Here is a 26,063-nt window from a genome sequence, read left to right as displayed (position 1 = left end):
TTTACGGGACAAGACTGCCAGCAGAAGACCCCGCCGAATGACCGATTTGTTGATCGACCCCGCCCGCCGCAGCGGCTGCCAAGACTTGGAAAAACTCGGCGAAGTCCTGGAAGGCGCCGTCCAGCGGCAGCGCTCGCCCATCGACGACGTGCTGGATGCCGGAGTGGTGGATGAGGAGGCCTACATGCGGGAACTCGCCGCGGAGCTCGATATGGAGTGGCTGGAGAATATTCCGCAAGCCGAGGCCCCCCTGCCGCTTCGCGAGGCCTGCGGTCCCCGCGTGGCTCTGCGTTACCGCCTCCTGCCCGTGGCCATCACCGGCGGCGAGGGCGAAGTGCCGCACCTGAAGCTCGCCACCTTCGACCCTTTCAATCTCGTCGCTCGCCAGGCCGTCGCCCAGGAGATCGCGATGCCGGTGGAGTGGTGTATGGCTTCCCGCCGCCGCATCCACGAATCCCTGCGCAAGCTCTACGGGGTGGGTGCGGATACCTTCGAGCAGATCCTCGAGGGTCGTGAGCTGGACTACGAGAACCTCGAAGGGCACGACGAGGCGAACGTCATCGACGCCGACGAGGATGAAGAGGCCAGCGTGGTGAAGTTCGTGAACCAGATCATCCGTGAATCGCTCGAGCAGCGGGCCACGGATATCCACGTCGAGCCGCTCGCGAATAACCTGCGGATCCGCTACCGCATTGACGGCAAGCTCTTGGAAGTCACGGTGCCGGAGAACATCAAGGCGCTGCAAAGCTCCGTGATCGCCCGTCTCAAGATCATGTCGCGCCTCGACATCGCCGAGCGCCGCCTGCCGCAGGACGGACGTATCAACCTCCAGTTCGAAGGCCGCACCATCGACGTCCGCGTCGCCACCGTGCCGACGGTCGAGGGCGAAAGCGTCGCCCTGCGTCTCCTTAACCAGGAGAAGTTCAACTTGGACAAGCTGGGCATGGAGCACCACGTGCGCTCTAAGATCGAGGGCCTGCTCCACCTCTCGAACGGCATCATCCTGATCACCGGTCCCACCGGTTCGGGTAAGTCGACCAGCCTCTACTCCTTCCTCAGCGAGATCAACCACCCGGACCGCCGCATCGTCACGATCGAGGATCCGGTGGAAAACAAGCTCTCCGGGGTGATGCAGATCGCGGTGAAGTCCGACATCGGCCTCACCTTCGCCGCCGGTCTCCGCTCGATTCTCCGTGCCGACCCGAACGTGGTGATGATCGGGGAAATCCGTGACCTTGAGACCGCGGAGATTGCCATCCGCGCCTCGCTTACCGGTCACTTGGTGTTCTCCACGCTCCACACCAACGACGCGCTCGGTGGTATCAGCCGTCTGATCGACATGGGCGTGGAGCCTTTCCTGGTCTCCGCCGCTGTCCGTGCCTTCCTCGCCCAGCGCCTCGTCCGTCGCCTCTGCCCGCACTGCAAGGTGCCGCGCGAGTTGACCATGGACGACCGCCGCGACCTCGGCATTCCGATGAATCTGGAAGGCCAGCCCTTCGTGGCGAAAGGTTGCGACCGCTGCCGCAATACCGGTTTCCAAGGCCGCCTCGCGATCTACGAGGTGGTGGTCCTTAGCCAAGCCATGCAGGACATGGTCGCCCATGGTGCGTCCGCCCCGGATATCCGCGCGCAGTCCGTGAAGGAGGGCTTCGTTCCGATGCGCGGTTACGGCTGGATCAAAGTGATGCAGGGCATGACCACGATCGAGGAAGTCATCTCCGTGACCTCGACCGACATCGCGACCGAGTAATTTTCATTCATCTGCCCTCGTGCCAGTCTTCTCTTACAAAGCCCTGAGTTCCTCCGGCGGTGTGCAAACCGGCGAGGTGGATGCTGCTGACCGGCCCGAGGCGTTGCGCGTGCTCGACCGCCGCGGCCTGCAACCGGTGAGCTTGAAGGAGTCCGCGGCTTCCTCCGCCGGTCCGGCCAAGAAGAAGGCGAAGAGCGATGGTGCTGCTGCTCCGGCGAAGCCGTCGTCGAAGGCAGCCGCGAAGGACAAGCTCAAGGAGGGCGATGACAAAACTCCCGATGGTCCGCTCAAGCTGAAGCGCGCGGAGGTAATCATGTTCACCGAGGAACTCTCGGACATGCTCGGTGCCGGCCTGCAGCTAGAGCCCGCGCTCCAGTCGATGGAAGGCCGCCAGGAACTTGGCGGCCTGAAAGCTGTCGCGAGCGGTATCCGCCAGCTCGTGCGCGATGGCATGAACTTCTCCACCGCGCTCAAGCGGGTGAGCCCCAGCTTCGGCCCGCTCTACTGCTCCCTCGCCGCGGCGGGCGAGGCTTCCGGCGCGCTCGATACCATCCTCAAGCGTCAGGCCCATTACCTGAAAACTTTGGCGGAACTCCAAGGCCGCCTGATCCTCGCCTTGATCTATCCGGCCTTCCTCGTGCTGGCGGGTATCGGCGTGGCGGTGGTCTTCGTTACCATTCTCATTCCCCAGCTCACCACCCTCATCGAGAGCACTCCCGGCGGCAAATTGCCGCTGCCGATCCAGCTCATGATGAAGGCCACCGAGCTGATCAAAGCCTACTGGTATGTCATCGCGATCCTGCTGATCGCGGCAGGTCTGTTCTTCAAGGCATGGAAGGACAATCCCGACAACCGCATGACTTGGGACCGCTTCAAGCTGAATGCCCCGATGATCGGCCCCGTGGTCGCCAGCCGCTTCTACGTGCAGTTCCTCGAAACGATGGCGAACCTCGCCGGCAACGGCTTGCCGCTTCTGCGCGCCCTCGAGCTTTCCCGCGATGCCACCCAGAACCTCGCCCTGCGCGCGAACCTGAATACGGTAATCGACCAAGTCGGCGATGGCCGTGCCTTCTCGAAGGCTCTCATCCGCACCGGTGCCTTCCCTCCGCTCTTGATCGACATGGTCTCGGTGGGTGAGCAGACCGGTAAGCTGGATCTCTCCCTCCGCCGGGCCGCGGAGCGTTATGACAAGGAACTCGATAAGAGCCTCTCCCGCATCATGGCGCTGATCATGCCGACCATCCTCATCATCATGGCCAGCCTCATCGGCACCATGGCCTACCTGATGATCACGGCGATCTTCCAGACCATCAAGAACCTCCAGCACTGAAGCGGGGACTTCTTCACAAAGCTGGAACAATCACCTCGGATTCTCTTCATCCGTGCTATCCGCGCCATCCGCGGTTTCGCCCTTCTTCCTCTAACGCTCTTCCAGCGCCTTCCGCACATCCTCCGGGATCTCGTGTGTGTTCATCCACTCTTTGGCGGCCTTCGGATCGGCTTCCTGCCAATCGCTCAACAGCCGCCGGTAGATCGGCTTCCGTCTGGATTCGTCGCGAATGTTCGTGATCTGTTCCAGTGCTACCAGCGGGGCTCCGTTTCTCGGACTCGTCAGCCATAGCTCCAGCCTTTCCTCGTTGTATTCCGGTGTGGAACGCTGCATGGCCTCGAACGATTCCTTCTCCTTGCCCATGATCAGATAGGTTCGCGAGATGCCTTCGTAGGCGGCTTCGCGCAGCTCGGGCTTGTCCAGGGTCTCGATGGATGAGAGCGCAGCGGCCTCGTCGCTCCGGATCCAGTCCGCATACATGTGATTCACCGGGCCCGGGCTCGCAAGGCTCGGGTAGCGCTGCATCCACTCCAGCTTCTCAGCCGTGCGCGATCCCGGGAGGGATTGCAGCATCAGGCCGAGAGCTTGCTGCCGGAGTGCTGCTGGCAGCGCATCGATCCATGCTTGCAACCCGGCCCTGTCCCTCAAACCGAGATCTCGCGGAACGATCGAGTAGAGTGCCACTCCCTGCTGGTCTGGTGGCATGCTTTCGAGCAGGGCCTTCGCCGCAGCCGGATCTCTCCGCATCAGAACACTGACGACTTGATTCTGGAGAACGATCTTCTGCTCGGGCTTGGTTGTCTCGATCCAAGCAAGCGCCGCCTTGGGATCACTCTCCGCCCAAGCGCGGATCAATGGCGGTAGAATCTCCTGCCGTGGCGAATTCACCAACTCGGTGAGGGCTCGCTCCGGCTCCCTCTCCACCCATGCGGATAGTAGCATCAAGCATTCCTTTGATTCTGGACCGAATCCCAGTGTGATCAACGCTTCGGCAGCATCCAGATAATCCGCGCTGCTATAGCGATCGAACAGCTTGGCCAGGTTTCGATATCGCTCCGCCACGTTACCCGTGGCACAAACCTTGAGAAGCTGCTCTCTCGCCTCGCCGATACCCGCATGCACTCGTGCGGCGGTGGCTTCCGGATCCTCTCCCGCGTTGCCGCTTCCTTCGCCTCGGGCCAATGCCGAACCGGGGGACTTTCCCGGCTTTATCGCGGCTTGGTCCGTGGCCACGCCGGCGCCTTCTTCCTGTGTCGAAGATCTTCTAACATGAGGCAGGGCCAGCAAGCAGACCGAGCCTGCCAGCAACGAACCGGTGATCACGAAAGTAAGCGTCGCCGCTTTCATATGCCGGAGGGATCGAGGTTGGTGTTTTCGGACGGCTGCTCGCGTAGCTCTTGTTGCACGGATTCCGGGATGGGATTCCGGCGGATCCATTCTTCCGCTGCCTCCTTATCCTGCTCTTGCCAGTGATGCAGGGCATTCGGCAGCGTCTCCTCCCGGAGACGTGTGTCTTGAATAGCCATCATCCGACCCATCATGCCGGGCGGGTCTACGAGGACAGCGGTGGTGGCGAGCTTCGCCACACCGGTATCGGTTGCCGTCTCCGGATACTTCTCCAGAACCTTGAATGCCTTCGCTGGGTCGGTCATCGAGACGGTGAAGCAGACCTGCATCACCGCCTGCTGCCGGATCGCCCCCGGTTGAAGCTTGTTTAGCCCCAAGATCGCGCCATCGGGCATCTGCTGCGCCCAACCCTGATAGACCTCGGCGATCTTGTTGGGCCCTCCGACCGCGGGGTGCCGGAGCAGAAGGTCCACGGCCGCGGGAGGATAGCTATGTGCCACCATCATGACGCCCCGCTCGACCAAGCGTTCGCGTAGCGCCGGCTCCTCGATTTCCTGGAGCAATCTCGGCATCGCATCGGCCTGCTCGTGAAAGCTCCCCCACAGATCGAGCAAGATCCTGATCCTCGTTGCTTGATCCGGAATCTTCTCGATGACGTCGACAGCCCTTTTCACATCCGTGGCCGCGATGCCGCTGAGCACATCACCTAGACATCTGTTGGATTCCTTCCCGATCGGGTTGGCCTTTGCCCAGGCAAGCGCCGCACCGGGATCCTGCTCTGCCCAGCTCTCCAGAACCCGCCCCAGATGGAACATGTTCTTCCCGGCCATCACATGCGCCAGGGCGGCGTGCACATCCACCTTGGTCCACGCGGCCAAGAAGAGGTGGTACTCGTCGACGGAGGTGTATTGGTCCTTGTTACGATCTCCGAGGAACGCCGCCGCCTCGGGGAATTGATTGGGCCGCAATCTGTCGATGAACGAAGTCAGCTCGCGGTAGCGCCTCGCATGACTCTCGATCTCCAGGATCTCCTTCAGCCGTTCCAAGCGTCCCGCCGTGCTGCTCGGCAAACGCGCTTCCCGGCGGCTGCGCTCGGATGCCCCCGCGCCCTCCACTGCAAAGGACGGGATAGCACCGTTGGATGAAGTGTCCGCCCTCGCATCCCTGCCACTCGTGATCACGGAGTAGCTTGCGGACATCAGGAAGATCAGCGAGGCAGCGGCGATGGAGGCTTTCTGCGTGGCATTCATGGCAATCAGGGCGGCGTGAAAAGGGGAGGGGGCCAGCGGTGCGATACCCCGCGTGGCTTCAAAGACTCCCGCAGCCAAGGCCGCCGGCGGGGAGGGGGCGGCATGGGCAGGCAAGCCTGCCGCCAGTGCTGCTGCCGTGGTGACGATGCCGCGCTTGGCCAGTGCGCCGCGCAGCCGCTCCAAGGCCCGCGACGCCCGCTTCCGGGCGACTACCTCGCTCACGCCGAGCTGGCCCGCGATGGAAGCATGCCCCTGATCGCAGAAATACCGCAGCAGCAGTACCTGCCGCTCAGCCTCCGGCAGTTCGTTCACCAATTGGTCCACCAGCGGTGCCAAGGCGGACCACCCGGGCTCTTGCGGCTCGTTCATGGCGGAGGGTGCTAGCTGTTCGCGCTTCTTCCTCCGCTCTTCCGATCTCACCAGATCGATCGCGAGATGGCGGCAGATCCGGTGCAGCCACACCGGCAGTGGGAGATTCGGCGGAATCATGGCGGCACGCTCCGCCAGCCGGATGAAAGTCGTCTGGGCCACGTCACGCGCCAGATCCTCGTTCGCCGTGACCCGCCGCGCCACCCCGTGGACCAGCGGCAGATGCCTCATCACCAGCGCACGGAAGGCCGTCTCATCGCGCCCGGCGATGTAGCGGCTCAGCAGCTGGCGGTCGCTCGCTTCCATGATTCTGCCGGAATCCGGCACCACCGGCGGAATGTGACCGGAAAAAAGCGCGGCGTGAAATCAATCAATCCTCCGGAGCGGTCATTCCGCGTCCTCGGCGAGTCTCTTGTCGATCGCCTCGATCCATTCCCAAGGGCAGCGTTTCCGCTGGTATTTGCGCCACAGGATCTCCCGCAGCTCGGCCCACAGCTCGCGCGGAACGGGGTCCACCGGCTCCCAGTCGGGATCGGTCTTCAGCGTGGTTTGGAAGGTCCACTTGTTCGCATAGCGGGAGGCACGCCAGAAGCGCAGTCCTTCCTCCGTTCGCTCGCGCCACTCGTGCATTTCCATGCGGGAAGCCTGAAGTTTCCGGCCGGGAGTGCCAAGTGCCAATGGGGAGAAGCTCCAAGTTTCAAAGCCCGAGGTAAGCCCATGACGCCATCGGCAAAGCTTTGCCGTAACTTGGAACTTGGAACTTTCAGCTAGGAACCACATGATCCGGGCGTGCGGCGCGGTTTGCAGAGTGATGTATTCAAGATCTTTGCCTACGTGGCAGCGTCCCTTGCCCTCGCCGCTTTGATCTCCCCATGGCTTTTCCAGTTGGGCAAGGGCTTTGCCGAGGTGTTCTCCGAGAAATCTTCCGGCTGGCCGGTGAAGGACTTGGCAGATGCCGCCGCCCGTTCGGATTTCCCCCGTTACTTCAACCGCGCGGTGATGCTTTCCGCCGTGGTGCTGCTTTTCCCCTTTGTCAGTTGGCTGCGCTTGGGCCGCCCGCCGGGTAGCTATCGGGATACCCCTTGGTCCCTGCGCTTGCCGGATCATGCCGTGGTCAGCGACTTGGGCCAGCCGCTGCAGCGGAATCCGCATGGCTGGCTTCAATTCGGCACCGGCTTCGTGCTCGCCGCCGGCCTCCTGCTCTTCTCCGGCTGGGTCATGGTCCAGTCGGGCTGCTTTATCTGGCGGGATGCCCCGGTTTCCACCCGTGGAGTCCCGAACCGCTTCATCGAAACGATCCAATGGCTTAAGGTGGTGGAAAAGGCCATCCCCGCCGCCCTGGTCGTCAGCCTGATCGAGGAGATCCTGTTCCGCGGCATCCTCCTCGGCATTTTCCTCCGCGCGATGCGCCCGCCTGTCGCCATTGCCGTGCTTTCGTTCCTCTTCGCCTTCGTGCATTTCATGGAGCCCCCGCCGGGTGTCGTGATCTCCGATCCGGAATCCTCCGGCGCCGGCTTCTTCCTCCTCGGGAAGATCTTCAGCCAGTTCGCGGACCCCATGCCGATGGTTTCCACCTTCCTCGTGCTCTCGGCAGTAGGTGTGGTACTGGCCTATTCCCGCTATCGCACCGCCTCCCTGTGGCTGCCCGTAGGGCTCCACCTCGGCTGGGTTTTCGGGGAGAAGGTGTTCAAGGCTGCCACTTGGCCGGTCCGCGGTTTGCCCAGTGAACTCCATTGGTTCGTGGGAGAAACCTTGAAAGAGGGGCTTCTGCCGCTCTCGGTGATCGCCGTGACCGGCTTCCTGGTCCACGCGATGACCCGCGAGCGCGAGCAGATCGCCGATTATCGAAGCTGAATCGCCATGGACACCGTCCCGGCCAAGGGCATCCGCCGCCTGTGGAACGGGGCGCTCGACCTCCTTTTTCCGAGCATCTGCCACGTCTGCGGCGATCGCACCCACGGAGAGCGTTCTCTCTGCGATACCTGCTCGGCAGCCATCCCTTCGCTGGAGGCGCCTTTCTGCCTCCGCTGTGCCGAACCTTTCGAAGGCAAGATCGAGATGGATTTCGAGTGCGCGAACTGCCGGAATCTCGACTTCTCCTTCGACTTCGCCCGGCCGGCGATCGCCAATCAGCCGGTGGTTCTGGACATGATCCACCAGCTCAAGTACCAGCGGCGGATCCACCTCGCCCCGGAGCTCGGCCGCTTGGCCGCCCGCTCCTTCGAGGAAGATCCCCGGCTTCTGGAAGCCTTGGACCAGAAGTGGCCGCTGGTGCCGGTTCCCTTGCACCGCCGTCGCAAGCTCTGGCGCCACTTCAACCAAGCCGAGGAGATCGCCCGTCCCGTCTCCCGGCTCACGGGACTACCGCTGCTCCTCGGGCTGAAGCGGCTCCGGGGCACGGAGAGCCAGACCCGCCTCAGCCGGGCCCAGCGTCTCCTGAACCTCCACGGGGCCTTCGGCCTATCCTCCGCAGGGCGCAGGTTTTTTAGAGAGAAGCCCGCCGGAGCCTTGCTCGTGGACGACGTTTTCACCACCGGTGCCACCACCGGCGAATGCGCCCGCATCTTGCGGCGGGAAGGGGTTCAAAAGGTGGTTGTCCTCACCGTAATGCGCGGTTAGCGTCGCCGCCTCACACGACCCATGGGTATCTTCAACAAGCCTCCCCTCCGCCCCGGCCGCGGCCGCGATGACATGCCGGAGGGTCTCTGGGCCAAGTGTCCCGACTGCGGGGCCATGCTGCACAAGCTCGAGCTCAAGCAGCACCTCCAGACCTGCCATCACTGCGGCTATCACTTCCTGATGGATTCCCGCGAGCGCATCGAGCTCCTCGCGGATCCGAATACCTTCCAGGAAACCGAGCAGGGGATGATTTCCGCGAACCCGCTGGGCTTCACCAACTACCGCGAAAAGGTCGGCGGCATGCGCGACAAGACCGGCTTGGATGATGCGGTCGTTACCGGCCGTCTCAGCATCGGCGGTCAGCCCGCCATGATCGCGGTCATGGACTTCAAGTTCTTTGCCGGCTCGATGGGCTCGGTGGTCGGTGAGAAAATCACCCGTGCCGTGGAGCTCGCCATCGCGGAGAAACGCGGCGTGGTGATCATCTCCGCATCCTCCGGTGCCCGTATGCAGGAGGGCATGCTCTCCCTCATGCAGATGGCCAAGACCTGCGGCGCTCTCGCCCGTCTCTCGGAGGCCTGCCTGCCTTACATCTCGGTCATGACCCACCCGACCACGGGCGGGGTCACTGCCTCCTTCGCGACCATCGGCGATATCAATCTCGCGGAACCGAAATGCATGATCGGCTTCGCTGGTCCGCGCGTGGTGAAGGAAACAACCCACCAGAATCTGCCGCCCGGTTTCCAGACTGCGGAGTTCATGCTCGAGCACGGCCTCGTCGATGCCATCGTGCCGCGCCCCAAGCTCCGGGACAAGCTGGCCCAGTTGCTCGGCTATATGATGCCGGTCGCCTGACAGGCGATGGCGTCATTCAAGAGTTCCTTATTCGTCATTCCTCATGACCTATCAGGAATCCATCGACTGGCTTTTCTCCACGCAGCTTTTCGGCATCAAGCTGGGGCTAGAGGGGCCCCGGCGTTTGTTGAAAGAGTATCTCGCCTACCCCGATCACGGCGTGAAGGTGATCCATGTCGCGGGCACGAACGGGAAGGGGAGCACCTGCGCGATGATCGACGCGGTATCCCGTTCCGCAGGCAATCGCACCGGCCTCTTCACTTCGCCCCACCTCATCGATTTCCGTGAGCGTATCCGCGTCTCCGGAAATGAGATTCCGGAGGTCGACTGCGCGGCGATGCTCACCGAGCTCCGGGGCATCTGCGAGGGACTCGATCCGCACCCCACCTTCTTCGAAATCACTCTCGCTCTCGCCATGCGTTGGTTCCGCGAGAGGGATTGCGAGGTCATCGTTCTGGAAACCGGCATGGGCGGCCGCTTGGACGCCACCACGGCGGTTCCCGCGGATGTGTGTGCGATCACTCCGATCGGCCTCGACCACATGCAGTGGCTGGGTGAAACCATCGAACAGATCGCGGCCGAGAAGGCCGGCATCTTCGTGGAGGGCAAGCCTGCCATCTCTGCTCCCCAGGAAGACGGCGTGCGTCGCGTCTTGAAAAAGGAAGCGAATGAGCGGCGCTCACCTCTGAGCTTCATCGAGCTTCCTTTGGAGGGATATCCCATCGCGTTGCCCGGGCTCCACCAACGCTGGAACGCGGCCCTCGCCGTGGAGTGCCTGCATGCCGCAGGGATTCATCTCGACTACGGCACGCTTCATCACGGGCTCTCCACGGTCCGCTGGCCGGGCCGCTTCGAGGTGATCACTTATCGTGACCGCGAGGTCATCTTGGACGGCGCACACAATCCCCAAGGGGCGGAGGTTCTGGTCCGCACTTGGCGCGAGCAATACCGGGATCGGAAGGCGGTGCTCGTCTTCAGCGCTGTGGCAGCGAAGGATGTCAGCGGCATTCTCGCTCTGCTCGCGCCCTTGGCAGCGGAGATTCACCTCTCCCCGGTCGACACACCCCGGGCGCTGCCTACGGAGGAGATCGCCGCCAGCTTGCCCCCGGGCTCACCCGGGCACGAATGTCATCCAAGTTTCGATGCCGCTCTTGGAGCCGCCCTGCGAGCCGATGGTCCGATCCTGATCGCGGGATCTCTCTTCTTGGTCGGCGAGGCCAAGGCCAAGCTGCAAGGCGGCGAGTTCCAAGCCAGTACGCAGTGAAGGAGGGCCGGAGCCCTCCTTCAGACAACGAACTCAATCGAACCGGGCCGCTTAGCGCGGGAAGTCACCCACACCGTAGTTCACGTAGTAGACGGTCGGGATCCGCTTCACGATCTTTACCTTCACGAATTGCAGCCACACGCCGGTGGGCTCGCCTTCCGAGTTCTTGTAGACCGTGGCGAGCGGCGGGGTCGGGGCCTTCCGAGTGGGAAGCCCGACGTAAATGTTGTTCTGATCCGTCGCGGTCTTGAAGGGGATCTTGATTCCCGGGGCGAGCAGCTCGCCCTTCTTGCCGATGGTGAACTTGATCTGTTGGCCTTCGGTGTAAGCCGGGATACCGGCCGGCGGAGCCACCGGCTGGGGCTCGCCGCCTGCCACTTGGGAGGAGGAATCCCGGAAGGTAATGGGCAGGGTGAAGGTCTTCCCGACTTCAAAGCCGCCGATGATAACCGGGGGTTTGGGTGCCCGGGCTTGCGCCATGTTCACGGGAGCGAGGACCGCACAGAATGCGAGGAGGTGGAGGAACAGTGTCTTCATACTTGGGGGTGGCAGGAGATGCCGTGCGTCCGTTAGATAATCCCGCATCCTATAACAAGTCGGAAAATCAATCTGACGGTATAATGCGGATGGATATTTCTAACCACGCCTCTCCGTAAGGATGCATTCTGCAAATCGCTTGGTATCAGGGTATTGGCGGGGTGTTGCTCAGATCTCCTCGCCTATCTCCGGTTAAGCTAACAGGGTCTCCCTTAATTCGGGAACAATCCCATCCCGTAGTTCACGGAGTAGTTATCGGGATTTGGTCGATGCGCTGTTGGGATCGCAGCAGACTAGCAGCCCACGTAATCACAAGCGACAATTCCGGCCGCAACCGACTGTCTGCTCAGTTATGCGACAGCTCCGGAAGAGCAGGGGCACCATAGAGCGGGCAATCGTAATCGAGCGAGGGGCCGCTTGGAGGCACCGGCAGGGTGGCTGGTGCAAGCCAGGTGGGAATGCGCCGCGTGATCTGATCGCGGCGGTCGGTGAGCCGGAGATAAGGACCGGAATCCTTGTGCAACTCGATGATCGCTCCACCTGGAACGGTGTGCTTCCACATCGGGGGCAGGCTGCCCTTTTTCTGGCGGTGACCTTCGAGTCGCAGCGCGGAAAGCGTGGAGAGACGCCGCCAGGTGAGACGGCGATGCTGTTCGCAGAAGTCCAGGATCAGGGACGCCTCACCGGCAGACACGGCGACGGGCATGCCAATCTGCGGCGGTAACTCGCCCACCCGGCGTGTGTTGTTCCAGTGGCGCGCAAGGGCAACAGAAGCCGGCACCAAGGTGGAATTCTGTTCTGCCAGAAGCCGCCGCACCGTGCGAATCCGCGGATAGAGATCGCGCCAGAAACGGGGATCGAGGGAGGCCTGGGCGGCGGCATCCGAAATGGCGGAGAGACGACTGCGTTCGGCCCAAGCGGCCACCAGCAGAAGGCCTTCCACCTCCGGCACCGGGGCCACGTTGCGCTCGGAGATACGTTCGTCGAGACGGCCGAGAGACATCCCGTCGAGACGGCCCGCACCCGCTTCGCGTTCGACGATCGAGAGCACCCGGAGCTCCGCCTGCGTGAAGGCCTCGCGCCGCTCGTAGCTGGTGGCTGGCTCGATCTCGGAGAAAAGATGCAGCAGCACTTCGGCGCGGCGAACGGTTTCCGGTCCCCGGTTGTCCGCAGCGGAAAGTTCAAGCTGGCGGACCTGCACCTCGACCCAGATCGGTAGGACATGGGCACTGATCACGTTGGTGCGTGACGCGATCGTCGCCTTCTGCCAATCCACCTTGTCGACGCGCGGCCCGAGCACGGAGGCCAAGGCCACGGCCACATCACGCGGCCGGTCGAGGTTCGGTGTGGGCGTGCCGTCGGGAGCCTTTTCGGTATCCGCCGCGAGCTCGGTAAGAGTCAGCCGGTCTTCGGCGGAAAGCGTGCGGTTCTCCCTCGGATAGATCTTCCGGAACTCGGACACATGCTCGACTGTGCGCACCATGCGTCCGGCATCGCCGAGCACGGGACCGAGCAGCACGCCGACGAAAAGCAGCGAGGGCATCGCTCCGGCAGTAAGAAGCAGGCCGCCACCGGCGAAGCGGGTCGCCAGGTTCGGTCGCTTCCGCATGACCTCCATCAGGAGTGCCTCGATTTTCTTGTGCCAGCCATCGCTGCCGATGAAGGAGCCATGGCCCTCCTGGCGCAGGCCGCGGAAGATACGGCGCAAGGCTTCGCCTTCGTCGTTCACCTCTCCGGCCCATGGTAGCTTGCGGGCACCGCGCACCACTTGAATCGTGCGCACGTCCCAGATCACACCGCCCAGCATCGCCATCGCGATGTGCTTCAGCACCCGCGACTTCAGAACCATTGCAGCGGCGAAGGCGGAAATCGAAGCGGTGACAGTGAAGAAGGGGCGCAACAGCGGCAGATCGCGGAAAACCAGAAGGTCGATGATCTTGCCGCCGTCCATCGGTAGCACCGGCAGCAGGTGAAGGGCATTCAGCGCCACCGCCATGCCTGCCGCATCCAGCAGCCATAGCGGCGTGTCCGGGCGGAAATAGCCGTGCGCCAGCATCGCCAGGCCGGCGATCAGGCCGGGCAGGGGACCGCCAAGGGCCACCACCAGCTGTTGCCAAGCCGGAGCATGGAGCTTGCGCCCGCGCTCGGTCGCGCCGGTGAACGGGATGAAGAGCGGCGGAATCCCGCGATACCCGAAGAGGCGCATCGGCAGCCAGTGCCCGGCCTCGTGCAAGGCGGAGAGCACCACCACCGTGAGCGCCGTTTGCAGCGGCTGATCCTGCCCGAAGAGGAAGATGAAGAACGCGATCGTTCCGGCGAGCAGCACCAAGCGCCGCACGTGGTCGAGAGGACTGGATCCTACCGCTTGCAGGGCACGGTAGCGGGTGAGGTCCTGCTCGACCGCTTGATTCAGCGAAAGCCCGATGGCCCCTCCGATGCGTTCGGACTCATCCGTCTTCGCCTTTGCTGGAGCCGCCACGTCCCGGCGCGAGGTGGAACCGAGGTAACCGCCACGGAAGAAGTCTCCCAGCATCGGCAGCACCCGGGAAGGAAGACAGGCCAAGCGCAGGCGCAGCACGTCAGGATCCTGGCGAGTCGGTGTGAACTCGCCGCCGGCCACCAATGCCGCATGCCGGGCCTCCTCATCGGCGGCCAACATCTCGGTGAACTTCTCCGTCGCTGGCAGGATCCTCTCCTGCTCACCGCGGATGCGGGCGTAGTGATGCTTCCACTGGGAAGTCACCGTGCCGAAGTAGCGCTGCACGTCCCGCCACCACGAGGGGGGATGGCGCGTGAGACGGCGATCAAGGGTAACGATCAGGGTGCCATCCCGCAGCGGCGTGAAGAGGGAGAGCGATACCCGCGGACCCGCACCGGAGACCGGCACCGTGCGCTCCAGCGTCGCGTAAGTCTTCTCCTCGTCGTTTACCAGAATCCAGCGGTGGGCTTCCGCGAATCCGGCGCTTTCAAGACGGGCGATCTGAACCTGCCGGAAACCGAAGTGACCCAAGCGGTTCAACCATGGCGCCATCCGGCGCTTCACATCGGTCGGGATCACATGCGCTTCGCAGGGGTGCGCCTTCACCCGATAGCGTCGCACGTTCATCAGAGCGATGAAGGCACAGATCAGCGGCAGGCCCGTCGCAAAGACAAGGGCCAGTAGGACGAGACCAAAGGTCATGCCTAGAAATGCTGGGGGCATCCGCGGCCGAGTAAGGTCTGATTTGTAAAAAAATCAAGTTCGTTTTACTTTCATGCAAATGACTTTTTCCGCGAAGGGCGACTTTTTCGCGTAATGTGACAATTTCCTGGGCGGATTTCGTCTCTTGGTTTTGTCCTTATTCGTTGGTTTTAGGTATATTATGATCTGATCGACCGATCTGGCTTTGGAGTAGGGATCAAGCGCGGATGTCCGAAAATCCCCCTCGGTCTACCTGTCCGCATCTCATTGAAGTACTTAAGGTAAATTGATATTCTATGGAGCCGTGGTGCTAGGCCGCTGCCTTGTCCTCAGCTTCAAGGATAAGGGTAGTCTCAGGGTGTTTTTAAAAGAACCCGTCATGTCCCCCGCCTATTTGTACATGATTTCGTAGCCGGATTACAGTGCAATCCCCCAGCCACAAGGTGCTTCTCCCGAAGCTTACCTCCCTACTTCTTCGACAGTTCGGGTGCTCCGAAGAGCGGGCAGTCGTAGTCCAGGCGGGCCTGCGTGACACCCGTCTGAGTCACCCAAGCAGGCAAATTCATCCCTACCTGCCCACGCCGGTCGCTTAACCGCAGGTAGGGACCGGTAGTCTGATCCAGTTCCACAACGGCGCCCCCCGGGAGACTGTGCTTCCATAACGCCGGGAGCCTTCCGTTCTTCAGGCGATGGGCCTCCAATCTCAGCGCGGAGAGGGTTACCAGACGCCTCCAAGCCATCCGGTTGTGATTGTCGCAGAAGCGGGTGATGTAATCGGCTTCGCGGGGACTGATGTGCTCCGCTCCTGCCAGGTTTCCGGGCAGGATTCCCACGCGCCGGCTTTTCTTCCACTCTGCGGCGAGAGCCAGACATACCGGCTTTCTGCCGAGATTACCCAGATTCTCGATCCCTGCTCCGATCAGGCGGTAGGCGTCCTGCCAGACTTCCGAGCCGTCATCTTTCCCGGGGTCGGCCATGTCCACCGGCCCGATCGCACGTTCAAGACAAGCCTCGTTCCAGCCGGAGACCAGCAGCTTGTTCTCCACCTCGGGAAGGGGAGCCTTGTTCAAGAGGCTGATACGTTTGTCCAAGCGGTCCAGCGCGACGGCGTCCAGCTTGCCGGAAGCTCCGAGACGTTCGACTACGGCCAGCGCCCGCAACTCCGCATCGCACAGCAACTCTCGATCCTTCTGCGACATCGCGGGCTCCAGCGAATTCACGGCGTGCAGCAGCGTTTCGGCTCGGACCAGGGCCTCGGCGTGGGCCTCGCTCTTCCAGCTGCTTTCCAGCTTTGAGCAGAGAACTTCCAGCCAGAGGGAGAGTTCGTAGTCGTGGAAATCTTCCTGGTGGTAAGCCAGCCCGGCATGTTGCCAGTTCAGCCGGTCGAGCAGCGGCAGCAGTTTGGCGGAATTCTCCGCAGCAAGTTCGGTCCGCTTCTTGCCGGACCTATCCTCCAGACCCTCGCTCTCGTCCTCATCATGGGTGGCTTCCAGCAGCCGGTCCATCGGACCCGTGTGGGCCGGTTGGATGCCGGCGGTCATGGTGGGGAAATCCTTCTCGTATTCCTCCCCGGCTTCCCCCGTATTCGCCATCGCTCCGAAGAGACCGAACGAAGCGATCGCCAGCGAACCAATCACGAGCGCGAAGGGGAGCACGAAGACCGCACCGTAGAGCCCGCCGCCGAAGATCCGCATCAGGAAGCCGGGACGCTTGCGCATCACTTCGCCCAGTAGCACTTCGATCTGTCGCGGCCATTTCGGATCGCGGAAGAACCCGTTGTTCTCCTCTTCATGGATGCCTTTGAAGATGCGGCGTAGGGTTTCGTCCTCGTCCTCGGCGTCCGACCAGCCGAGACGGCGCCCGCCGCGGACCACCTTGATCATCTTGATGTCCCAAGCCAGTCCCGCGAACATCGTGATCGCGACATAGCGCAGCACCCGCCCGGCGGGCCCGGTGAAGATCGAAGCGGCGAACACCGCGATTGCGGAGCTCAACGTGAAAAGAGGCCTCAGGAAAGGCAGGTCACGGAAGATCAGGAGGTCCACCACCTTGCCGCCGTCGAGTGGCAGGAATGGCAGCAGGTGGAAGGCATTCAGCAGCACCGCCATCGCCCCGATTTCCGGTGCCAGTGGCGGCAGGCTCGGGCTGAAGTATCCGGTCACTAGCACCGCCATGCCTACCATCAGGCCGGGCAGCGGACCTGCCAGGATCACGGTGAGCTGCTGCCATGCAGGTGCATGCAGCTTCCGTCCCCGGTCGACAGGGCTGATGAAAGGGATGAAGAAGCGGCCCATCCCGCGGTAGCCGAAGAGCTTCATCATGATCCAGTGGCCGAAGTCATGGATAGCGATCAGTCCCAATGCTGTTAGAACGGTCGAGACCGGATTGCCCTTGCCGAAAGCGAAGAAGAGCACGGCCACCGTTACCGCTGTAATCAGGATACGGAGGAAGTAGTACTTTCCGTCGGCTTTGCGAGCGGTCCGCGCACGGTAGGACTTCAGGTAGTCCTCCACGATCTGCTCCTTCGTCCGCTTGAACTCCGCGGCCGGTGCTCCTTCTTCGTCCGGATCTTTGCGCTTGGAGACGGAAGCCACGTCGGTGCGGCGTCCCGAGCCGCGGGCATTGAACAGTCCGAGAAAACCTTGGAACGTGAGCTTCGGCAGGGCCGCGATGGACGCACAGGCTGCCGGGCTTTCCCCGGGGATGGCGGTAAACCGGCCGCTTGCCATCAGTGCGTCGAACAAGGCCTGCTCTTCCACAGCGAGACGGCTGCCCAGCGCGGCCGCCTGGGGCATTACCGCCGTCTGACCTTCCATCCGTTGGCGGTGGAACTGGAGCTGGTCCTGCAGGGTTGCGAATTGCCGGTGCGCTTCCTCCCAGTGCTTGGGCAACACCGGCGCGATCGGGCGGTCGGCACTCACGACCACCCGACCGTCAGGTAGGAAGGAGAGCAGCGTGAGTTGCAGCAGGGGGCGACCCTCTCCGGAGACCAAGGCCTTCACCAGCGCCACGCAGCGATCGTTGCCGTGGACCATCCGCCACTGGTAGTGCTCGCGATCGTTTGCATCTCGTCCTGAAACGCAGCTCTGGTTGGTAAAGCCCAGGAACCCGAGGCGTCCTAGCCAAGGCTGCGTGTAGCGCCGCACCTCATCCGCGATCTGAGCGGGCTGGACCTCAGAATGCTGCGGCACCCGCCAGAGCTTCATTCGCACCCTGACCGCGATCAGCCCCAGCACGAAGACCGGAAGCAGAACCATCAAAGCCAAGTAGGCGGCGAGCCACCATCCGGGCAAAATGGCGTCAAACGGGAAAAGGCTTAGGGCGAGCACAAGAGTCTCATACTGAAAACCCTGATTTTTTACAAACGGATATTCAGGAAGTCTTGATTTTCAAAAACTCCGCAACTTGAGACCCGCCTATCGCTTATCTTTTGCGCGCTGATATCTCGATCGCCGCTCCGACTCGTCGGCTGGCTCCTGCTTGGCGGTTACGATTGGCTTCTCATCCGGCACGGTCGGCATCACCGGAGCTTCCGGCTTCGGCGCCTTCACCTTCTTCGGCTTCACGATCTTCTCGCGTTTTTCGAAGCTCGGCAGCGCCGGGATCGGCAGCTTCCAACCGGTCCGGGTCAGCAGGGCTTCGGCGATAAGGAAGACCAACATCGCCAGCGCAATCCACAGACGCAGCGAGACATCCTGCCTCGAGGGCGGGCGCAGCCACGCTTTCGACAGATCGAGCAGCTCCCGGCCACCCGTGAGTGAGGAGACCGTGCGGAGCTCGGCCAGACGTTCCGGCTCGAAGGCCCACTCCACGGAGGATCCCACCGTCAGCGGGCCGAAGGGCAGCGCATGCTCGCCCACTTGGATCGCGCCACGCACGACCGCGCCTTCATCCAGATCCCGGGTCACGGAGAAATGGCCCGGCGCGATGCGTTTCCACGGCACGTCATAGGGCTTCGCCCCGGGACCGCTCTCCATCATACGCAAGAGCGGAGGAGCAGCGGTCAGCTTGGTGGACCACAGCTCCGGGTCGTAGAGCAGGTCGAGCGTCAGTCGTGTGCCATCCAGCCGATGCTTCAGGCCGATTCCCGGTGGCAAATCCATCCCCATCAGCCAGCGCGTCATGGTCTGCACGAAGTCGCCGTACCCCTGCCAATCCCGGATCCCCTGCGAGAACTCGCCGCCCAGCGGGAAGGACACCGCCGCGCTGCGGCCCAAGCCGCGCCGCGCATGCGCTACCAGCGGTGCTACATACTCGTCCTTGCTCACCAGCGAAGTCGTCGCGTCTTCCCGCGCATACGAAAGATTGTAGCCGTCGACCTGCGGCAGCCACTCCAACAGCTTCGGCGAGACCTCCGCCCAGCGCCCGGTTGGCTGCGCACCCACCGGATCTTCCAGGAACGCGGAGCGGGCGATCGTCACCGTCTCCTGCGCGAAGATCTTCGGGATATCCACCGGCCGGTCGGTGAAGAAGACCCGTCCCTCGCCGCGCTTGCCGATATCCTCGATCAGCTTCGCATCGACATCCGCCGGTGTCCCGAGGCCGATCACCGAAACGGTGCAGCCTTCTTTCTTCATCTCTTCCAGCAGGTTCTTGTAGTCCCCCGGCTCTTCCGTGTCGTTCGCGTCGGTGAAGAGGATCACGTGGCGCGTTCCCACCTGAGCGTTTTTCAATTCGTCCCACGCAGCCTTCAAGCCTTCGTAAACGAAGATACCGCCACCCATCGACTGCACCTTGCGCACCCGCGCCTGCAGCGCGGCGTGGTTGCCCTTCACCTGTGTGAGCGGCACCACCTCCTCCGGCTGGCTGTCCACGGCATGCACGCAGATGTAGTCCTGCACGCCGAGCAGACCGATCGCTTCCGCCGCACCGGCATTCGCCAGGTCCATCTTCTTCAGATCCATGCCACCCGCACCCGGACCCACGCTCACCGACATGGAGCCCGAGCGGTCGAGCACGATCGCCAGCGCCACCGCCAGCTTGCGATGCTCGTTCTTCAGCTCCATCGAAACCGGCAGCAGCGTGTCGATCGCCGATTGGAAATAGCCTCCCGAGCCGAAGGACTGCTTGCCGCCCGCCATCAGGAAGCCACCCGCCTGCTCGCGCACGAAGAAGTCGAGCGCGTTCATGAAGGGCAGGGGAACCTCGTAGGCCGGCACGTTGTTGAAGATCACCGCCCGCGCCCCGCTCAGGCGGCCGGGGTTCAGCTCCTGCGGTGTGGCCACGTCCACGGTGAAGTCCAGCGAGGACAGAACCTTTGCCACCGGGTCGTCGGTATACTTGCTGACCAGCAGCACGCGGGGGCCGCCCGCGATCTCGATCCAACGCGCTGCACGGTTGTTGCCGGGATGAGCATCGCTCAGTCCGCTGCCTGAGATCACGCTCACCTCCGCCTCATACTGGAAGGATCCGGAACGCGTCAGCCGGTCCGTGAACTCCGCCCGGCCCACACCGTTCACCAGCTTCACCGTGGTCTCGGTGAGGGTCTGCTTGCCACGGCGCAGGATCAGCTTCACGTCGGCATCGGTCGAACCGCGCACCGTCGCCGCGATCAGGAAGGGTTCGCCCGCCTGCACCCGCTCCGGCAGCTCGATCCGGGACAAGCGGAAGTCATTCAGGGTTTCCTCCCGCACCAAGCGGAAGTCCAGCGGGATACCCCGTGCTTGCAGTTCCTCCACCGCCTCATGCAGCGGTTCCGTGGCGAAGCCATCGGTGAAGATCAGCACCCGGGATGGGCGCTTCTCATTCGCCAGCGCCGTCACGTGGGAAATCGCCAGCCCGGTGCGGGTCAGCTTGCGCGATCCCGTGTAGCTCGCGCCATCGCTGCCGTGCTCCACGATCTCCCCCCCGTAGTCGAAGAGGTGCATCTTGTCGCGGCGGCTTGGCTTGGCCTTCTCCAGCAGCGGTTCCCATTCCAACAGACCCTTGTCCACCAAGTCTTCCGTGGACTCGGATCGGTCGAGCAGAACCCACAGGTCCATCGCGTCCTCGGTCACGTTCACCTTCGGATCCGCCAGCCCGAATGCTGCCAGCAATACCAGGATCAGCCGCAGCGGCGACCACAGGCGCAGGCTCTTCCAGAACCACCCGGCGAAGAGGCAGACGGGGATGATCAGGAACCATTCTGGGGAGCCGAAAGTCATGGGATGAGCCAGTGATAAAAGGGCTTCGGCGCGTTCTCGTCGCGCAGCTTGTGGGTGCCGTTCACGCGGGCGATCTGCCAATTGCCGCCCATCTTCTCCGCGATCTGCACCTCGATCCGGCCGCGGTGCGTGGTGTCGATGAAGCCGGTGCAATTCAGCGGGATCGCCTTGCTGCCCTTCTGCTTGCGGTAGATCGATACATCATCGGCCCGCTGGATCTGTCCCGGTTTGGCTCCCACCAGCCAGTAGCTGGTTGGCTCGCCCGGGCTGAAGAGCGTGCCCTTCCGGGCCACCGTCACCGATTGGTCCTTGTGCCGCCACGCCTTCGTGCTGGCGCAACTGGCGCTCAGGCCGACGAGCACGCACAGGGTAGGGCGGGTCATGAGGGGCAGCATCTTCATGCGGGATTCTCCTGTTGGGGGCTAAGGGGAGCCTGCGATTTCCGGGCCTCCCGCTCACGCGTGAAATGCCATGAAATCAGCAGCGCGGCCAGCAGCACCAGGAACCAGGTACGCCACAGGTGATCTTCCTCGGTATGCCGCTCGACCAGCGCGCTGCTGCCCGTGCCGATCGTGTCCACCGCCGCGCATTGGGAAAAGTCCGCCTCGCGGGTGTCGGCGAAGTAGACACCCGCCTCCAGCAGCGTCGTGTCACCCTGCCGAACTCGCAGGAAGCCGGAATCCAGCGGAGCTTCCAGACGCACGCTGCCAGCCACAGGCTCGTCCTTGGTCTCGATTACCTTGCCCGCCAGGTCCAGCGTCTCGATCAGCAGGTCGGGCGACTCCGCTCCAGTTTTCGCTGCGATCACGAAGGGCTGTGCTGTCTCCAGATTCTCGGTCGCCGGGGCCACCTTCGCGGCTCGCAGCTCCTCCGCGAAACGGTGCAGCATCACGATGAATGCCGGCTGGGTCTCGGCGTTCGAGAGCCGCAGGTCGAAGTTGAAGCAGAGCTGCCGCGAAGCGGGGGTTTCTCCGCTGGCCGGGGTCTCGCGCAGGAAAATCAGCGCCCGGTCACCCTGCCACAGCAGCACGCTGTCGGCGTCGCGACGCTGCAGTTGAATCGTCTCGCGCACCAGCAGGGACTGCCAGTTTAGCCCGTCGATCAGCGTGCTCTTCTCCGCCACGATCCCGCCCTTCAGGTAGGCACCGCCGCGCGTGTCGTCGCGCACGAAAACGATCGCATTGCCGGTGGCCGTCACCGGATCCAGGGGATCGTAGGACAGGATCGTCAGGTCGGCGGAGGCCGTGTCGTTCACCGCTTCCGTGGACTCCAGCGAGCGGAGCAACTTCTTGGAGAGTTCCTCGTAGGCATCGCCCGTGGCGGCGAAGAGGTTCAGCTTCTTCGGCTGGGCCACCACCATTGGCAGCGTGTCGTCGAGCGTGAAGGCATCCGGCGAAAGCACCAGCCGCGCCTTCAAGGCATTCGTCGGGAAGGCCGCCTGCAAGGTGACGATCCCACCCGGTTCCAGGTCGAAGGACTTCGGCTCCGTCTTCTGTCCGTCCGGCAGCTCTAATTGCCAGGTCCGCGAGCTGCTGGACTTGGAGTAGTTCCTCACCAGCGCTTGGAAAACCCGTGCGCCTTCCTTCTCGCCGATGCTCAGACCGGTGAAGCCGACATTGTCCACCGGCTCGCTCACGGAGACGACGCGCGCGTCGAAGGGCGGCGCCTCGATCGGGATGTCCGTGGCGTAAACCACGATGCCGTCGCGTGAAACCAGCGAGCGAGCCAGCCTCAGCGCATGGGCGGGATCGGTCAGACCCGCGCGCGGCTTCCAGTCGTCCAGCGCCGCGGCAAACTCTTCGGGAGAATTTCCGGCATAGAGCCGCGGCTTGCCCGGCGTGCTTTCCAGCAGCGTCAGGTCCAGCACCGCGGCAGGTCCTTGCAAGTCGGGCAGGGAGGCTACCAGCTTCTCCTTCAGTTTGTCCTTCGCCACCGCCATCGAGGCGGACGAATCCAGTACGATCGCCACCCGCTGCGTGCTGCGGGATTTCTGGTAACGCGGCTCCGCCAGTAGCCAGGTCAGCAGCAGCACCCCGAGTAACTGCATCCACAGCGGTACCGAGTTCATCAGCCGGTCGAACTTCCGTCCGCTCGCCGATTCGCGCTGCGTCTTCTCTAACAGGAACAGGGTGGACACCGGCAGCAACACCGACTGCCGTTGCAGGAAATGGATCGCCAGCACCGCGGGAATCCCGAGGAGCGCCCAAAGGCCGGCAGGGTTGGCAAGCGTCAGCACGAGGAGATGGTGGATGGCAGATGGAAGATGGCGGATGGCGGGCTGCCGTGCTGCTCACGATGATGGGCGAAGACCGTCATGCAGCGTGAGACGAAGTCCTCGGGCAGGGGTTCCACGTCGGAGATAATGTCCCATTCCGCCAACAGGTCGGCGACATGTTCCGGAATTCCGCTCGTCGGTTTTTCCGGTGGCAAAGGAAGCCACAGCCTGAACAGGATAGGGAGGGCCTCGTCCAAGTCGATAACCTGTTGATCGAAGGCCGTGACAACGAGGGAAATCCTCTGCTCGGCATCCAGAGTTTCAGGCACGTGAGCTTGGATCACGGACGCATAGTTCCTGCTGTCGGAGCTTCTCAATGTCGAAAGCTCGATCAGGAAAAAGGGCGGGCGGTCCAGATCCATGACCTTCGCATCAGACCACGCTATGATGGATTCAGGCGTCGCGACTCCGAGACGAGCGGCTTCAAACATCCAAGGCGCTTCCTCCAAGGCCTGCGACTCAAGCAGCAGCTGAATTGCTTGATTCAGGGTTGCTTCAGCTTCTTCCTGCGTGTCGCCTTGGCCATTGGCACCCGCGATCTCCGGGCAATACGCCCAAAAGCCGCCCTCCTCGGCGGCCTCGATCACTGCGGTAAACCTCCCCTTCATAACTTGCATGCTATCGACCCTCGGTCTCCGGACAAAACTTGAATCTTAGAGTTTAGAATTTGGATCTTCCCGCCTTCCGCTTGGAACTTCTCACTTGAAACTTCGGCCTAATTCGTCGTCTCCAGCGCTCCGCTTGGCAGGGCTTCCGCGAAGAGCGCCGTCTGGAGATCGGTCTCACAAGCCACCCGCGCCATCCGGCACTGGTGCCGCCGCGCGGCGTTCTTCCACATAGCGAAGTGGTTGGTGTATGCCTCCTTGTAGCGTTTCAGCACGGAGGGCTCGATCCGGTGGTGGTGCCGCGAGTTGCGCTCGGCATCGATGAACTCGTAGTTCCCGGTCCACTCTGGAGCCGCTTCCTTCTGCAGGAAGGGTGCAAGCAGGATCGGGCTGCCCTGCCGCGCCGCCAGCAGGCGGATCGCATGGTCCGGATCGCCGGGGAAAAGCAGGTCGGACACCAGCACCCGGATCGCATTCCCACGAAAGGGGATTCGGGAGAAGTCCGGCGGCATCGCCGCGTCGGAGGGCTTCAACGCCCGCGCCTCCTCCAGCCAGCGGTGCACGCTTATCGTCTCCGGAGGCACCGGTCGCACTGCATCGCCGCGCACCAGATACACCGCGGTCGCGGCACCCGAACGACGCGCCGATTCCACTGCGAAGCAAAAGAGCTCGGCGCTGCGCTCCGCCTTCTCCGTGTCGAAGAACATCGACTCGGAAGCATCCAGCACCACGTCCACCACCGGTCGGACCTCCTCGCGGTAGAGCTTCATCGTATATTGGCCGGTCCTTGCGTAAGCCTGCCAGTTGATGTGGCGCGGATCGTCCCCCGGCACGTAGGTGCGGTGGTCTTGGAAATCGAGCGAGGAACCGACACCCGCCCCTTGGAATTCACCGGCCTGGCCCTTCCACACGCGTGAGCGCAGGGGGAGGCGCAAGCGGCCGGATGCGGCCAGTGCCCGGGAGTGGCAGCGGGAGATCTCGTCGCGGGTCATGGGCTGGTTTCCGGTTTGTTCTCGGCCTCCTCCTCAACCCGCGCGATGGCCGGGAACTGCCGGAAGGCAAAAGTCAGAAGGGTCAGAAGATAAATCCCGTTCGTGATCAATCCGGTGACCAGAACCGGCGAAAGATCGGGCGAAGCGTAACTACCCCCGGAGCTATGGATGGCCGCGTAGTATTCGCTTCGGATCATGTCGGTGATCAGGAACTTCACCGGGGGTAGCCAGCAGAAGAGCCAGAGGAACTCGTCGTTCTCCGTTTTGTCCGCGATCATCCCGAGCCCGATCGTGAGCACGCAAAGCGCCACCACGACGAGGATGAGGAAAGTGAAGGGCTGCCGGACCTTGGATGACAGCAGGCGCAGAAAGACCGCTGAAAGCAGCAGCGTGCCGGTGAAAACCAGGATGGTGATGCTCGTCTGCGCATCCATGTGATACGCCGAGTAGTGCGAATTTGGCGTGATCACCAGCACCACGAATGCGCCCAGAGCCAGAAGCAGGGTGGTGAACATCACGCCGGAAGGCCAACCGGGATAAAGCACCCGACCGGCCACTTTTCCCAGAGCTCCGAATCTCAAAAAGGGCCGGCAGATCGGCGGCAGCAGTTGGAAGGACTCCGTCAACGCGATCGACAATGCAGGGACACAGAAGAGCACCAGCATCACCGTGGCCTGCTCGCGCTGGAAGTCGGCGGCCCATGCCAGGATTCCCGTGAGGACCACGGTAGCCAGCGCCATCAAGCGGCGCGAGGTGCTGTGGTTCTCCGCCATCGGCGCGATCATCGAGGCACCCAGTGCGAGACAGGTCCAAGCGAGGTAGGTGCCGCAGAGCAAGGCCGCCAGCAGTCCCCAGACCTCATCCTTATCCTGCAGGGTGCAGAAATCGATCATCTCGTTCAAGCCATCGTCGAACACGATTCCGAAAATCCCGAAGATCAGCAGCAGCCCCATCCCCAGCGGAAACAGCCCGCGGATGATAATCGGCCCGATCGCCGAAAGCCCTACCGTCACCGCCGTGAACACCGCCGACCCCAGGAACACCAGCACGAGCAACAGCAGCTCGGCGAAGAGGTTCATCCGCCCGAAGAAGTAGCGCAGGATCAGGTACGGCGCGATGGCGGTGAGCAGCAGCGCCGATTGGCTCACGATCGCCACCCACTTGCCCAGCACGATCCGCCACGCACCCAGACGCGTTAGCACCATCAGGTCGATCGTGTTCCCCTTGATCTCGTTGTGCAGCGCTCCGATGCCTCGCAGCGGCTGCACCACCAGCACCGCCAGCGAGAAGAATAGGAAGATCACCGAGCTCACCACCTGTCCCGCCTTCTCCGGCGAGTTTGCTCCCACCGCGCCTAACAGCACTACGGCCAGCAGGGCTTGGAGCGAAAGGAACACAACTACGAAGGTCCTCGCGCGCAGACCCTGCCGCAGCTCCTTCACGAGCATCGGCGAGAGCTTGTCGCTGAAATCGTCGAAGCGACCTCCACGCGGAGGGGCGACGGTGGGCGGTGGCGCAGCGGTGGCAGCGGCAGTGCTCATGGAAA

17 protein-coding genes and 1 pseudogene are annotated in these 26,063 nt (G+C 62.9%); 6 read left to right on the top strand and 12 right to left on the bottom strand.

The genetic code is table 11. From position 1 onward, the window contains the following. The first annotated feature begins 37 nt into the window (after positions 1 to 37). Entirely contained in the window at positions 38 to 1,750 is a 1,713-nt protein-coding gene (locus OJ996_RS17470; RefSeq protein ID WP_264514926.1) for a GspE/PulE family protein, read from the top strand. A gap of 19 nt (positions 1,751 to 1,769) precedes the next feature. After that, the gene (locus tag OJ996_RS17465; RefSeq protein WP_264514925.1) at positions 1,770 to 3,080 is read left to right on the top strand and encodes a type II secretion system F family protein; all 1,311 of its coding nucleotides are present in this window, start codon (positions 1,770 to 1,772) and stop codon (positions 3,078 to 3,080) included. 90 nt (positions 3,081 to 3,170) lie between these two features. Here the strand turns inward: OJ996_RS17465 and OJ996_RS17460 are convergent, their stop codons facing one another. The 3 genes from OJ996_RS17460 to OJ996_RS17450 all read right to left on the bottom strand — a co-directional run bounded on the left by OJ996_RS17460 (position 3,171) and on the right by OJ996_RS17450 (position 6,682). Further along, positions 3,171 to 4,427, bottom strand: a complete 1,257-nt coding sequence (locus tag OJ996_RS17460) for a hypothetical protein (protein WP_264514924.1) — start codon at positions 4,425 to 4,427, stop codon at positions 3,171 to 3,173. Continuing rightward, positions 4,424 to 6,352: an RNA polymerase sigma factor gene (locus tag OJ996_RS17455; RefSeq protein WP_264514923.1), complete on the bottom strand. Its 1,929-nt coding sequence runs from the start codon at positions 6,350 to 6,352 to the stop codon at positions 4,424 to 4,426. Before OJ996_RS17455 ends, OJ996_RS17460 begins: the two co-directional genes overlap by 4 nt. Before the next feature lie 81 nt (positions 6,353 to 6,433). Continuing rightward, positions 6,434 to 6,682 (bottom strand): hypothetical protein, encoded by a 249-nt coding sequence (locus tag OJ996_RS17450; RefSeq protein ID WP_264514922.1) that lies wholly within the window; start codon positions 6,680 to 6,682, stop codon positions 6,434 to 6,436. A 198-nt stretch (positions 6,683 to 6,880) separates the two neighbouring features. On the opposite strand from OJ996_RS17450, the gene OJ996_RS17445 reads away from it, so the two are divergent. Genes OJ996_RS17445 through OJ996_RS17430 form a run of 4 tightly spaced genes read left to right on the top strand, consistent with a single transcriptional unit; the run spans position 6,881 to position 10,784 of the window. Beyond that, positions 6,881 to 7,900, top strand: coding sequence for a CPBP family intramembrane glutamic endopeptidase (locus OJ996_RS17445; protein WP_264514921.1), 1,020 nt, complete (start codon positions 6,881 to 6,883; stop codon positions 7,898 to 7,900). Positions 7,901 to 7,906: 6 nt separating this feature from the next. Then, complete coding sequence (locus tag OJ996_RS17440; protein WP_264514920.1) at positions 7,907 to 8,665, top strand: ComF family protein; 759 nt, start codon at positions 7,907 to 7,909, stop codon at positions 8,663 to 8,665. Positions 8,666 to 8,686: 21 nt separating this feature from the next. Continuing rightward, the gene (accD, locus tag OJ996_RS17435) at positions 8,687 to 9,520 is read left to right on the top strand and encodes an acetyl-CoA carboxylase, carboxyltransferase subunit beta (protein WP_264514919.1); all 834 of its coding nucleotides are present in this window, start codon (positions 8,687 to 8,689) and stop codon (positions 9,518 to 9,520) included. A 43-nt stretch (positions 9,521 to 9,563) separates the two neighbouring features. Further along, positions 9,564 to 10,784 carry a bifunctional folylpolyglutamate synthase/dihydrofolate synthase gene (locus tag OJ996_RS17430; protein WP_264514918.1) on the top strand — a complete coding sequence of 407 codons (1,221 nt, stop codon included), beginning with the start codon at positions 9,564 to 9,566 and terminating at the stop codon, positions 10,782 to 10,784. A gap of 51 nt (positions 10,785 to 10,835) precedes the next feature. Here the strand turns inward: OJ996_RS17430 and OJ996_RS17425 are convergent, their stop codons facing one another. The 9 genes and pseudogenes from OJ996_RS17425 to OJ996_RS17385 form a co-directional block, all read right to left on the bottom strand. Continuing rightward, complete coding sequence (locus OJ996_RS17425) at positions 10,836 to 11,321, bottom strand: hypothetical protein (RefSeq protein WP_264514917.1); 486 nt, start codon at positions 11,319 to 11,321, stop codon at positions 10,836 to 10,838. Positions 11,322 to 11,667: 346 nt separating this feature from the next. After that, positions 11,668 to 14,502, bottom strand: a complete 2,835-nt coding sequence (locus OJ996_RS17420; protein ID WP_264514916.1) for a site-2 protease family protein — start codon at positions 14,500 to 14,502, stop codon at positions 11,668 to 11,670. Between the two features lie 467 nt (positions 14,503 to 14,969). Further along, complete coding sequence (locus tag OJ996_RS17415) at positions 14,970 to 17,759, bottom strand: site-2 protease family protein (protein ID WP_264514915.1); 2,790 nt, start codon at positions 17,757 to 17,759, stop codon at positions 14,970 to 14,972. A gap of 159 nt (positions 17,760 to 17,918) precedes the next feature. Then, on the bottom strand, positions 17,919 to 20,645 hold the full coding sequence (locus tag OJ996_RS17410; RefSeq protein WP_264514914.1) for a VWA domain-containing protein: 2,727 nt from the start codon (positions 20,643 to 20,645) through the stop codon (positions 17,919 to 17,921). Next, positions 20,642 to 21,046 carry a hypothetical protein gene (locus OJ996_RS17405; protein WP_264514913.1) on the bottom strand — a complete coding sequence of 135 codons (405 nt, stop codon included), beginning with the start codon at positions 21,044 to 21,046 and terminating at the stop codon, positions 20,642 to 20,644. The genes OJ996_RS17410 and OJ996_RS17405 overlap by 4 nt, the downstream gene beginning before the upstream one ends. Further along, positions 21,043 to 22,881 (bottom strand): BatA domain-containing protein, encoded by a 1,839-nt coding sequence (locus tag OJ996_RS17400; protein ID WP_264514912.1) that lies wholly within the window; start codon positions 22,879 to 22,881, stop codon positions 21,043 to 21,045. Before OJ996_RS17400 ends, OJ996_RS17405 begins: the two co-directional genes overlap by 4 nt. A 491-nt stretch (positions 22,882 to 23,372) precedes the next feature. Next, positions 23,373 to 23,528: pseudogene (locus tag OJ996_RS26435) on the bottom strand (type II toxin-antitoxin system HicB family antitoxin); the annotation flags it as partial. 107 nt (positions 23,529 to 23,635) lie between these two features. Beyond that, a complete protein-coding gene (locus tag OJ996_RS17390; RefSeq protein ID WP_264514910.1) occupies positions 23,636 to 24,517 on the bottom strand; it encodes a DUF58 domain-containing protein in 882 nt (293 codons plus the stop codon). Continuing rightward, positions 24,514 to 26,058 carry an ABC transporter permease gene (locus tag OJ996_RS17385; RefSeq protein ID WP_264514909.1) on the bottom strand — a complete coding sequence of 515 codons (1,545 nt, stop codon included), beginning with the start codon at positions 26,056 to 26,058 and terminating at the stop codon, positions 24,514 to 24,516. The genes OJ996_RS17390 and OJ996_RS17385 overlap by 4 nt, the downstream gene beginning before the upstream one ends. Between the last annotated feature and the right edge of the window lie 5 nt (positions 26,059 to 26,063).

Source organism: Luteolibacter rhizosphaerae (assembly GCF_025950095.1).
Classification (GTDB): Bacteria; Verrucomicrobiota; Verrucomicrobiia; order Verrucomicrobiales; family Akkermansiaceae; genus Haloferula; species Haloferula rhizosphaerae.
This window is presented reverse-complemented; position numbering and strand designations above follow the sequence as displayed.

What these genes read in the sequence shown, in the direction of transcription:
- OJ996_RS17430 (WP_264514918.1), top strand. Translation starts at nt 9,564, where the DNA reads ATGACCTATCAGGAATCCATCGACTGGCTTTTCTCCACGCAGCTTTTC.
- OJ996_RS17410 (WP_264514914.1), bottom strand. Translation starts at nt 20,645, where the DNA reads ATGACTTTCGGCTCCCCAGAATGGTTCCTGATCATCCCCGTCTGCCTC.
- OJ996_RS17440 (WP_264514920.1), top strand. Translation starts at nt 7,907, where the DNA reads ATGGACACCGTCCCGGCCAAGGGCATCCGCCGCCTGTGGAACGGGGCG.
- OJ996_RS17460 (WP_264514924.1), bottom strand. Translation starts at nt 4,427, where the DNA reads ATGAAAGCGGCGACGCTTACTTTCGTGATCACCGGTTCGTTGCTGGCA.
- OJ996_RS17405 (WP_264514913.1), bottom strand. Translation starts at nt 21,046, where the DNA reads ATGAAGATGCTGCCCCTCATGACCCGCCCTACCCTGTGCGTGCTCGTC.
- accD (WP_264514919.1), top strand. Translation starts at nt 8,687, where the DNA reads ATGGGTATCTTCAACAAGCCTCCCCTCCGCCCCGGCCGCGGCCGCGAT.
- OJ996_RS17450 (WP_264514922.1), bottom strand. Translation starts at nt 6,682, where the DNA reads ATGGAAATGCACGAGTGGCGCGAGCGAACGGAGGAAGGACTGCGCTTC.
- OJ996_RS17385 (WP_264514909.1), bottom strand. Translation starts at nt 26,058, where the DNA reads ATGAGCACTGCCGCTGCCACCGCTGCGCCACCGCCCACCGTCGCCCCT.
- OJ996_RS17420 (WP_264514916.1), bottom strand. Translation starts at nt 14,502, where the DNA reads ATGACCTTTGGTCTCGTCCTACTGGCCCTTGTCTTTGCGACGGGCCTG.
- OJ996_RS17425 (WP_264514917.1), bottom strand. Translation starts at nt 11,321, where the DNA reads ATGAAGACACTGTTCCTCCACCTCCTCGCATTCTGTGCGGTCCTCGCT.
- OJ996_RS17415 (WP_264514915.1), bottom strand. Translation starts at nt 17,759, where the DNA reads ATGGTTCTGCTTCCGGTCTTCGTGCTGGGGCTGATCGCGGTCAGGGTG.
- OJ996_RS17470 (WP_264514926.1), top strand. Translation starts at nt 38, where the DNA reads ATGACCGATTTGTTGATCGACCCCGCCCGCCGCAGCGGCTGCCAAGAC.
- OJ996_RS17390 (WP_264514910.1), bottom strand. Translation starts at nt 24,517, where the DNA reads ATGACCCGCGACGAGATCTCCCGCTGCCACTCCCGGGCACTGGCCGCA.
- OJ996_RS17455 (WP_264514923.1), bottom strand. Translation starts at nt 6,352, where the DNA reads ATGGAAGCGAGCGACCGCCAGCTGCTGAGCCGCTACATCGCCGGGCGC.